The following is a 10,878-nucleotide window of genomic DNA, read 5'->3' on the forward strand; positions in this document are numbered from 1 at the left end:
CAGCGCCACCGAATTACCAGCCTCATCGCCTGCCTGGGCTGCCACTTCGCCAAGGCCCCGTGGCACCAAGCACACCTACAACGACCAGTACAACCTCACGGACACCGCGAAGATCGTCAACGAGCACGCCACGACTTGCCGCGCGCTTCCCCGCTACATCTCGGCCCGCCCGGACGACGCCCGCCGCCGCTTTCGTCACGCTCCGCATGCTCATCCGGCGCTCGACGACCCGCTGCCCAGGGCTTGATCAAGTTCCGGAGTTGTGTGCCTGGTTCGGGACATGACCGATTGGGGTGCACAGCAGAGCAGGCACGGACTTCGTGATCATTGGGGTGTCGAAGCTCAACGATCATGAGGTGGCCCGTGCCTGCCGTCGTATCTTCTCCTGTCCCTGCGGTGCTGGTGAAGTTGGGTCCGCTCGATGCCGGCCAGGTCGCCGACCTGCGTCCTTACCTGGATCTGGTGCCTGATCCCCGTGCGCGGCGGGGCCGCTGGTACTCGTTGACCGCTGTTCTGCTCGTCTGTGCCTGCGCGGCGGTCTCGGGAGCCAGAAGCCTCGACGAGCTCGCTGAGTGGGCCGAACGTGCTCCGGACATACTCCTGGCAGCCGTCGGCATCCGCCGTCACCTACTTCGTTGGCGACGCACTCCCTCGCGGACCACGATCGGGAGGGTCTTGAGGGCGGTTGACGGTGACGCCCTGGACCGGGCAGTGGGCGCCTACCTCTCCGACCTCCATGACGCCTCCGCGCAAGCCGGATCCGGGCAGCGTCGCGTGATCGCCGTCGACGGCAAGGCTCTCAAGGGCTCCGCCCGTCTCACCGCCGCCCGCCGGCACCTGCTCTCCGCGGTCGCCCACCACGGGACCGTGACCCTCGCCCAGGCGGAGGTCGGCATGAAGACGAACGAGACCGCGCACTTCCAGCCCCTGCTGGAGCCCCTGGACCTGGACGGAGCCCTCGTCACCTTCGACGCACTGCACTCGGTCCAGGCGAACGTCATCTGGCTGGTCGAGGCCAAGAAGGCCCACTACATCTCGGTGACCAAGGCCAATCAGCCGACCGCGCACCGCCAGCTCGCCGCTCTGCCCTGGCGGGACATCGCCGTCCAGCACACGACGGCCTCCACCGGCCACGGCCGCCGCGAGTCCCGCTCGGTCAAGACCTGCGACATCGCGGACGAGCTCGGCGGAATCGCCTTCCCCCACGCCCGCCTGGCCATCCGTGTCCACCGTCGGCGCAGGCAGACAGGCCGACGCGAGAGTCGTGAGACCGTCTACGCCGTCACCAGCCTCGACGCTCACCAGACCACACCCGCCAACCTCGCCACCGCGATCCGCGGCCACTGGACGGTGGAGGCCCTGCACCACGTGAGAGATGTGACCTTCGCCGAGGACGCCTCCACGGTTCACACCGGTTCCGCACCCCGCGCCATGGCGACCTTCCGCAACCTCGCCATCGGCCTGCTCAAGATCCTCGGAGCCGACAACATCGCCAAGACCACCCGCGCAATCCGCGATCAACCCGAACGAGCACTCCCGCTCCTGGGCATCACCTACAACCGCGACGCCTACGGAACTTGATCAAGCCCTGCCCGCTGCCGCTGGGACGGCCGCCCCACGACCCGACGCCTCAAGTGATCCATTTGCCGGTCACTCTCAGTCTCACCCGTGCGCTGGACCGCGCTCTCGCTGAGGACCTGACCATCACGCGGTGACGCCCGAGCGGGAAAGCACGCCATTTATCTCCTTGCGGGCACTCACGCCCAATTTCACGAAAACTCGTTGCAGGTGGTTATCCACGGTTCTCACCGAGATATCCAGTCGAGATGCTATGGTTTTACTTGCTGCGCCACTTGCGGCGAGCAGAGCTACTTCCGCTTCACGTTCAGTGAGTGGCGTTTCAGATTTCGCTCGCGCAAGTGCAGGCGTATTAACACCCGGGCACTCATCCGTAGTCAAGGTGATATTGAGTATAGCATTGGCAGCTCGCCGAGATTCGCTTCGTTTACGCCAGATAGCAGAAGCGGTGGCGACTGCCTCAGCAGCCAGGATTTTCATATGCACCTTCTCTAGTGCCGCAGCCGTAGCCAGCAATTCGTCGGGGTCGCTCGCAGTCATTGCGGAGGCGAAGCGAGCGCGCGCACGAGCAAGTCTTCCTTGCATGGTGCATGCCAGTTCGTCAAGGCGACCGGTGACATATTTCGCCCCCCCTAGCCTAGCAATTTCGGTAAGCAGCATTGCTTCTGAAGAATATTGGCCTAGCGCTTTAGCCCTGTCGGCTGCGGCCTGCAGCAATGCCCTGGCTGAGGCCAACTGTCCCTGGCTTGCAAGTAGCCATGCTTCACCAATGTGTTCTTCGCCGGCATGGATACCATGCACTTCCGTGTAACCGGCAAGACTGTCGACAGCCTTCTGAGCGGCAGCGCGGTTACCGTTTAGAGCTTCGCAAGCGGCAAGTCCCGACAAGGAGAGCGGGTATACGCGGCAATCCGGGAAGGGGCGCGCCAATAGGACAGCTTCGCAGAACCAATGACGCGCTTCGTTTATACGTCCCGTCAGCCATTCGATACGCCCTAGTTGATATGTAAGGAGCGCTTTTGCCGCATCAAAGGGGTGAGCTTCGGAGTCAGCGAGTGCGTCCTCCGACAGTCGACGCGCGTCCTCGAAGTTTCCAGCTTCGCTCAGAGCCATGGCTGACGCATGTTTTTGCCAAAGCGTTGGAATCAGGGGTAGGTTACCCGAGTAAGCATCGCGCTCTTGTTGTGCAACGACCGCTTCACTCTGGCCTTCCAGTGACCGTCCGTTAAGTGTCAGAGCAACAGTTCTTGCAGTGGCGCCAAGTGTCCACCAGTATGAGTCGTTTGAATTCCTCTCACGCATACTGAGCAGTTCCAGTGCGCGATTAATATTCCCGGCTGCAACCTGCAGCACGCCTTCACTAATGTCGAAGAGTTCGCGGTCCACAGTCGCAGTGATTTTGCTACGCATGCTGTCGTTAGCGTCAAGCGCTTGCTGGATCTGACCGCCGACCCAAGCAAGATCGCGGGTTCTGAGAAAAGCACCGGCCAGTCGCTCGGATACCTCGCAGGAGTGTGAATCGACCGAAGCAAAAACCTCCTGCGCCTGGCTAGAGTGGCCAAGTTCAGAAAGGGCACTTCCCAGGTGCAAGCGGCTCAAGGCTGTCTGTCCATCAGCAGGTAGGTGCTGAAGGAGATTGAGTGTGTTCCTAATGTCCTGGTCCTGCCAGGCAAGAGATGCAGCTTCTTTAACGAGTACAGAGTCGTGTGTACCGGTAGCCGCCAACGACCATAGGGCAGTATGTATTACATCTTCACGGCGTCGGGATCCACGTGTTGCGATGCGGTCTGCCTGTTGGAGCAACACGTAGCGGCGACGAAGCTCACTAATATTTTCACGAAGGACTTGACCGTACAAGGGAAGCGTGAGCTCGATTTTCGTTCGATTTCCATCGAATGTCGCGTGCACAACTTTACGATTTTTGAGCTTGTCGAGCGTCGAAAGAGAAGTGAGCTCTCGCGCATCGGGCAGCGATATAGACTTACACAAGGCAAGAATTTCTAGTAGAGATGTCGCGTCTGATCCACATTCGGTGAATTTAGCGGTAACCAACTCTGTAAGCCTCGGAGTTACAGTAAAGTTTCCCAGAGGCAGGTCCCACGCTGCACCTGCGTCGACGAGGGACCCGGTGGAGACTGATCCTCGGACAAGTTCGCGTATATAGGAAGGGTTCCCGCCACTGATCGCGAAGAGTCGATCTGCCGCCCGTTGCGTAACAGGCCCCCCGAGCGCCCTCCGTAGAAGGGCAGCGGTCTCGTGCCGACTCAAGTCAGTGAGAGAAATCGGAACAACTCCGCTGCAGTCTAGAAGACTGATTACAGCAGTCTTCCTATGAGCCTCTTGATTCAAGGTGCCAAGCAAAAATACTACTCCTGCTTTTAGCATTTTTTGCAAAAGTTGGGCTGAAGCGGAATCAAGAAGATGCAGGTCATCAATCATCACTACATGCCGCCGATACCCTGAATACGTCGCGCGGCCGGTGGGATGAAGATTTGAGGATGTCGTTCCTCCGACTTGGCTCGATGGAAGCAGGTGAGCAATAGCTCCCAACGGAACTTCCGCTGCCGCAGCACTGGCTTGCGCCTTGCTTCCGTGAAATCCGCTGCGCTGAGCATATCGCCAGCATTCGTCCGCGAGCCGAGACTTTCCCACTCCTGAGGGACCGCTGATCAACATACCCCGTGTCCGTGGATCGGTCAGCGCCCTACTGAACGTATCCGTCTGACTGTCGCGCCCAATTAGCGGCCAAAGCCGCATAGCTTCCTGCGTTTCCATAGTTAGTCCCCGGGATAGCTCGGACGACGCGTCACAGCGTGGAAAGGCGCATAGCGGCTCAGTCATGGGGACGCAGCGAGAGTGACCTGAAGGGTTTGAAAAACGGTCTTCTGCCACATCACTCGGCCGTTCGCGACTACACAGCCATAGCCCATGTGTCATGTCTAAGCGGTAGGCGAGATTCCTGGCCTTAGGGGTAGCCCCTAGCATTTACCCTGCAAAGACGGAGAGTAGCCACACTGCCACTCAACGTGGTCGAGGTCTTCCAAAACTGATCCGAAGCCGTCGTGATCTTGTTTTGGCGCAGGTCAAGCCGATGCCGAGAAGCTTCAGTGACCGGGCAAGATTTCACGGACGCGCACGGCGATGTTGTGGTGGTTTGTGTCCCGGAAAGCGAGGTTGCGGAAGGTGGCCAGGTTGGCCGGCCCTGGCTGGTGCGGATCCTTGAGGCGTCCTCGGTGAAGGTGATCGAGGACGTGGTGGAGACGGTTCCGAGTGCGAGCAGCTTGAGCAATCTTCTGTGAACGCCTTCGGCGCAAGCCAGATCGGTGATCGTGTAGACCGTTTCGCGGGTGTGCTTTCGGCTTGCTTCGTCGAGGTGGGAACGGCTGGACAGCTCAGCAATCCCGCGACGGTGGCCACTGACGCCCGGAAGCGTCAGCCACCAGCGTGATCTCGCCGCAACCGATCGCACCTGCCTGGCTAAAACCTGTACCTGCATAGATTCGCCGGGTCGGAGGTTATAGCGGTTGGGTGTGCGGTGACTTCCGATCCCTGGAGGCACGGTGGCCGAGCCCGTCCGTGTGTGCAGACTGCCCGACCAGGAGGGGCAGAAGCTGCAGCAGATCGCGTACCGGAGCAGCACCAGTTCGGTTCGCTACGAGCGCGCAATGCTGCTGGTCTCGACCGGCCGGAACCAAGTGCCGATGATCGCCCAACTGGTGCAGACCGACGAGGACACCGTCCGGGATGTGATTCAGGCGTTCACTGAGAAGCCGGAGTCTTCGGCCGGCTGCACCAGATTCTGTCGGCCGAACTGAACGCGCCCATCCGCCTCGACTGGTCGAGGCGGATGGGCGGACAACTCCCGCATCCGGGCGAGAAGGGACCCTGCACCGGTCGACCAGCAGGGGTCGAGCGCAAGCACCACCTGATCTGCGACGGACGGCACTCCGCTCAAAGTCATCACGGCCGTGGCGAACGTCAACGACGTCACCCAGACTCTCGCCCTGGCTGACAGCGTCCGCCCCGTGAAAGGCCGCCCGGCCTACTACACCGCCGCCCCGAAGGACTGCTCGGCAACAAGAGCCACGGCGAGCGCGTGCCCAGAGGCGGAAACCGACAGCTCAAACGGGCCATGTTCCTCTCGGCGTTCGCCGTGCTGCACGACTCAGTCTTCACGAAGGACGTCTCTCCTGGACATCTCTCCCTGACCATCAAGATTCATTGTCAGGGTGTTCACTCCCCAGGATCAGCCTCACTGACACGGTTACAGGGGACATGACCTCCCGGAGCCAGGGGCGTGTGCCGCTTCTTTAGGGGGCAGTCCCTAATGCCCCGTATCCACCCCTAAGGCGTTAGATGGGAGATAAGTGATCCAATCGGATGGATCATAGATGATGACTTCCTCGGATGTGATCTTCATGTACAGCACCACTCTTGCCAGCCAGGCTCCTCGCTCCACCGCTACAGCGTCTCAAGTTCCGTCAGAACCTAGCGACGCCCGGGTGCCAAGAATTCCTTCCCCTCGCGAACCGGGCGATGAGCATGACAATGTAACAAGAACGCTAGAGCATCGAATGGAAGCGGCAGGCACCGCGCGTCACTCTGCTCGTACTGTGCTCGAAGGCTGGCAGGTGAGTCAGGACGCAACCGATGTAGTTCTGCTGGTTGTCTCTGAACTGGTGACCAATGCGGTCGAGCACGCCGAGCCGCCGCTCGCGTTGCACCTGCACCGTGAACACGCCGGAAACCATGTCTGGGTGGGCGTCACCGATGGCGGCCCCGCCCTGCAGGACGACGCGCACGCTACCTCAACGTGCCCCGCCGATGAGCACGGCCGCGGACTGGCTATCGTCGATGCAGTCGCCGACGCTCACGGCACCCGCACCCACTCTGGCGGCGTCATCCACTGGGCAAGTCTGCCCGCCGCTTGAGTCTCGGGCCTTGCCGTGTTTGGTCTTGGATCAAACTCCGCGCTGCCTGAAGGTGGCTTCACCATGACGCACCATCGGTCGCCTCGACCAAACAGCTCGTCGCCACGCTATTCTTATCTTTTCCTGATCACCAAACAACACACCGTAAGCTCAACATCTCATTTCTTCCCCCCTACCTGGAACTCGATACGGCGAGCTGTGCAAGTTCCATCAGCATCCACTACTGACCTTTGAAGCATGATATCGCCGGGGTGTCGGCGTCGGCTGAACTCTTTCGGCCGTCGTCGAGACGGGGACTGACGATGCGTGATCGTCACGGTATGCCAGTTGTGTGAGATATCCGCAGGGCGGTGGGCTGACGCTTGAACGGCAGGACGTACCGATCCTGGAGCCATACCCGCTGTCTCTGGTTCCCTGGACCTTACGACGGCCCGTCTACGACCAAGGTAGGACCGCATAGCCTCAAAACGAGATCACCGAGTGGCCGCTGATTTACCACTCCAGCGAACATGTCCATTAGATCCACCTGATCACCGACCAGAACGGACTGCCCCTGTTGCTGGGAATCTCCGGCGCCAACATGCACGACAACCTCGGCTAAAGCCACTCGCGCGCGGGATTCCTCCCGTCCGATCTCGCCGAGGGCCCCGCCATAGGCGCCCTGCCAGGCTCCACCCCAACGACAAGGGCTACGACTACGCTCACCTGTGGAAAAGGCTCCGCCAGCGCAGCATCCGCCACCGCATCGCCTGCAAGAGCGTCGAGTCGGCTCAGCGGCTCAGCAGTCACCGCTGTTTCTGGCTCCTGACGCGCCACGCAGGTTTTCGGCGGTTGCGCTTTTCAGCGCACGCTGCGCATGGATGCATCAGGTGAGATAGAGACGGCTGTCCATGTCGACGTGGCGGCGGGCACTGGCCTGAACAGCGTGGCTTCCGGTTGCCGACACAGACGGCCGGTTCATTCTGGGAACAGCAACTCCGTCCCCGACCGGAGTGCGAGTTCCCGGAGGACGCCGTGAGCCTACCTTCTCTCCCCCCCGCTGTGGATCCACCGCCGGGAACATCCGGGGTAGCCGGCAAGGGGCTCAAGGGGGGCGCGCTGGGATTGTTCTCTAGCATGGTGATCGGCCTCGCGTCCACCGCTCCCGCGTACAGCCTCGCCGCAACCCTCGGCGTCATCGTCGCCATCGTGGGCTACCAGTCGCCGGTCGTGATCATCCTGGCCTTCGTTCCAATGTTCATGATCGCCTATGGCTACAAGGAGCTCAACCGAGCCGACCCCGACTGCGGCACCACCTTCACCTGGGCCTCCCGGGCGTTCGGCCCCCGCACCGGCTGGCTCGGCGGATGGGGCTTCGTCGCAGCCGACATCATCGTGATGGCCAACCTGGCGCAGATCGCCGGAGCATACGGCTTCCAACTCGTCGGCGCGGGCGGACTCACGCAAGACACCTTCTGGGTCACTGCGGTTGGCGTGGTGTGGATCGCCGTGATGACGCTGATCTGCTACATCGGCATCCAATTCTCAGCGAATCTGCAGAAGCTGCTGCTCACCATCGAGATCGTGGTGCTCTTCCTGCTAGCAGTTACCGCTCTAGTCAAGGTATACGGGGGGACAGCGCCGAGCGTCGCGTCGGAGATCTCGTGGTCGTGGTTCGACCCCACCCGGATCCACTCCCCCGACGACCTCACCAAAAGCGTGCTTGCCGGCATCTTCATCTATTGGGGCTGGGACACCGCTGTATCTGTCAACGAGGAGACTCTCGACCGCAATCTCATCCCGGGCCGCACCGCCGTGATCTCCACCGTCGTCCTGCTTGTCGTCTACCTCATGGTCACCACATCCGCGCAAGCTTTCGCCGGAGTGGGCGAGCAGGGCATCGGCCTGGCCAACCCAGACATCTCCGGAGATGTCCTCTCCAACCTCGGTGCGCAGGTCTTCGGTACCGGAAGCTGGGGGACGGCAGCCAGCACACTGCTGATCCTCATGGTGCTCACCTCGGCTGCCGCCGCTACCCAGACCACCATCCTGCCGACGGCACGCACCACGCTCTCCATGGCCGCCTTCAAGGCCCTCCCAGACCGCTTCGCCCGCGTCCATCCCCGCTTCCTCACCCCCACCTGGTCCACCGTGGGTATGGGCCTGGCATCCATCGTCTTCTACGTCATCCTGACCGGGGTGAGCAAGAACATCCTGGCCGACTCGATCGGTTCGGTCGGTCTGATGATCGCCTTCTATTACGGCCTCACCGGCTTCGCTTGCGTCTGGTACTACAGGGGAGTCCTCACCCGCAGTCTGCGCGACCTGTGGACGAAGGGAATCATGCCCGGTTTGGGTGGCATCCTGCTGCTCTATTTCTTCGTCGACGCCTGCGTGGTGTACTCCGCCGCGGACTACGGCAGCACCTCCTGGACACTCCCCTTCCCACCCCACTGGCGACTCGGCGGCGTCTTCGTCACCGGCATTGGCGCCCTCTTCCTCGGCGCGATCCTGATGTTGATCTACCGGGTGGTCCGCCCTCACTTCTTCCGTAAGGAGACCATCCCAGTGTCAACCCACTCCCGGGACGGCCAATGAGCATCTCGAGTCAACCTCGGCGACGTCAGGGAAGTACCCACGCCCCCACCGCATGCCCGCGGCCGTGACGAGGGCGGCCATGGCCAGTAAGAGAGACGATAAGTCGGTCGCGGTCGCCGCCCAGTACACGGGGAATACGGAGAGCTGCCAGGTCGCAGTGTTTTCCTGCCGTACGCCGCCAGCTACGGGCGTGCCTTCATCGGCTTCGCGCTCTACCTCGGCAGGCACTGGGGCCGGAGATCAGCGGCAGTGCAAGGAAGCCAGCGTGCCCGTGAACTGGGCCAAGTTAGTGCTCACCAAGCCGGAGCTGGGAAGCCGCATGGTGGAGCGAGCCCGCTGTGCGGGTGTGCCGTCCGCCTGGGTGTGGCCGCCGACACCGTCTACGGTGAACCGGAAACTGCGCGCTGGACTCAACCGGCACGGCAAGAACTACGTGATGGCGGTGCCGGGCGATGACACCGTCGATGCCGGCTTGCCCGGTTCGATGCGCCTTGGCCTGCCCGTTCCTCAGCTCCCGCTGAGGTGACAGTGGATCGGCGAGGGTCAGGCTGGTGCCGACTACGAGGCCGTCGAGGGTGTCGGGCCGGTACTGAAGGCGTTTGAGGCCGGTTACGGACCAGGTCTTCGAGGCGGTCGAGGGCGGCCACGGCAAGGTTGGCCAGACCGCGTCTGACGTGCGCCCATACCACTCAACGGGGTTGAGGTCCGGTGAGGAGGCAGGGAGCAGGAACACCGTCAGCCATGCGCACTCGGCAATCAAATCACGCATGAGGCGGGAAGCGTGAGTGTTCAGGCGGTCCCAGACCAGCACGATCGGTGCCTTGACGAGCTGGTGGACGCCGCCGATCAGTGCAATGAAATCACGCTCACCCATGCTGCGGTGTTTGCCTTTGCCCGCGGGGTGGGTGCGCGGACGGTGACACAGCCGGGTGCGAAAGCCGGGCCGTATGGCGATCAGTCCGGCCACCGACAAGCGTCCCGAGCGGCGTCCGCTCACGGTCACGACCGGATTGCGGCTGCGCCGGCCCCAGGTCCATCCTTGGGGCGGCCTCCAGGTGAACCCGGCTTCGTCCTCAAAGCAAATGTAGCCTCCGCAGGCCGCGATCTCTCTTGCCCTCCGCCCAGGTCACCTCCCTCCAGACCGTCACAGCCAGCTCATCGCGCTCGGCAACCCGCCGCGCGGAGACCTACAAGCTGAAACCGAGCCGGTGCATCAGCCGGGTGGCATCCGAGACGCTGTAGGAGACATGGAACCTCCCTGCCGATCAGCGTGGCCACCCGAGCGGCGGTCCACATCTGGTCCTCCACCCAGCCATCGCCATCCACCAGGCCGTCCTAAAGATCCCGAGGAAGGCGTGGATACTGGCCTACAACGCCGACGGCACCGAGCGGCCCGACATATGAGTCGCAGAGATAACCGATATGCCCGATCTGGGTACCTGGCCGAACGAGGATGCGTCTACCGGTAGTTCGTTAAATGCGGCGGTATAGGTCGATGCCGTGTCCGGTGGTGACTGCGTCGATCAGGGCCTGGAGCTCGTGGGGTGGGTCCGTGTCCGTCCATGCCTGCCGCCATCGGGTGAGGGTGATGGCGGGGGTGAGCCAGGACCGGATGGCCCGTAAGGCCTTTGGCCAGCAGGGTCGTTGGGGCTGGCGGGGTTCGGCTGGGCCCCCTCTCTGGCCCCTCGTCGGGACAGGGGTCCGGCGCGGTGGCGTCCAGGGGTCCGGGTGGGGCGAACCATTGGTCCCTGCAGAAGGAGAAGGCGCAGTTGACCAGGGTCTGGTGGCGGCG

5 protein-coding genes and 5 pseudogenes are annotated in these 10,878 nt (G+C 62.3%); 6 read left to right on the forward strand and 4 right to left on the reverse strand.

Annotated features, from left to right (window positions below):
* Positions 1-247 (forward strand): annotated as a pseudogene (locus ACWCQK_RS41035) (hypothetical protein); the annotation flags it as partial.
* Positions 248-351: 104 nt separating this feature from the next.
* Complete coding sequence (locus tag ACWCQK_RS41040; protein ID WP_451164241.1) at positions 352-1,581, forward strand: ISAs1 family transposase; 1,230 nt, start codon at positions 352-354, stop codon at positions 1,579-1,581.
* 123 nt (positions 1,582-1,704) lie between these two features.
* Here the strand turns inward: ACWCQK_RS41040 and ACWCQK_RS41045 are convergent, their stop codons facing one another.
* Positions 1,705-3,630 carry a LuxR C-terminal-related transcriptional regulator gene (locus tag ACWCQK_RS41045; RefSeq protein WP_451164249.1) on the reverse strand — a complete coding sequence of 642 codons (1,926 nt, stop codon included), beginning with the start codon at positions 3,628-3,630 and terminating at the stop codon, positions 1,705-1,707.
* Positions 3,631-3,966: 336 nt separating this feature from the next.
* Positions 3,967-4,563: pseudogene (locus tag ACWCQK_RS41050) on the reverse strand (ATP-binding protein); the annotation flags it as partial.
* A 122-nt stretch (positions 4,564-4,685) separates the two neighbouring features.
* Here ACWCQK_RS41050 and ACWCQK_RS41055 point away from each other — a divergent pair.
* From ACWCQK_RS41055 to ACWCQK_RS41070, 4 genes and pseudogenes are all read left to right on the forward strand, one after another.
* A complete protein-coding gene (locus ACWCQK_RS41055; protein WP_451164243.1) occupies positions 4,686-4,877 on the forward strand; it encodes a hypothetical protein in 192 nt (63 codons plus the stop codon).
* Between the two features lie 261 nt (positions 4,878-5,138).
* Positions 5,139-5,345, forward strand: a pseudogene (locus tag ACWCQK_RS41060) (IS630 family transposase); the annotation flags it as partial.
* 807 nt (positions 5,346-6,152) lie between these two features.
* A complete protein-coding gene (locus tag ACWCQK_RS41065; protein ID WP_451164245.1) occupies positions 6,153-6,509 on the forward strand; it encodes an ATP-binding protein in 357 nt (118 codons plus the stop codon).
* A gap of 1,041 nt (positions 6,510-7,550) precedes the next feature.
* Positions 7,551-9,086: an APC family permease gene (locus tag ACWCQK_RS41070; protein WP_451164247.1), complete on the forward strand. Its 1,536-nt coding sequence runs from the start codon at positions 7,551-7,553 to the stop codon at positions 9,084-9,086.
* 520 nt (positions 9,087-9,606) lie between these two features.
* On the opposite strand, the pseudogene ACWCQK_RS41075 reads toward ACWCQK_RS41070, so the two are convergent.
* Together ACWCQK_RS41075 and ACWCQK_RS41080 are read right to left on the reverse strand one after the other, a co-directional pair.
* A pseudogene (locus tag ACWCQK_RS41075) lies at positions 9,607-10,400 on the reverse strand (IS630 family transposase); the annotation flags it as partial.
* A gap of 145 nt (positions 10,401-10,545) precedes the next feature.
* Positions 10,546-10,878, reverse strand: a pseudogene (locus ACWCQK_RS41080) (IS701 family transposase); the annotation flags it as partial.

Source organism: Streptomyces sp. NPDC002306 (assembly GCF_053593435.1).

What these genes read in the sequence shown, in the direction of transcription:
- ACWCQK_RS41040 (WP_451164241.1), top strand. Translation starts at nt 352, where the DNA reads ATGAGGTGGCCCGTGCCTGCCGTCGTATCTTCTCCTGTCCCTGCGGTG.
- ACWCQK_RS41065 (WP_451164245.1), top strand. Translation starts at nt 6,153, where the DNA reads ATGGAAGCGGCAGGCACCGCGCGTCACTCTGCTCGTACTGTGCTCGAA.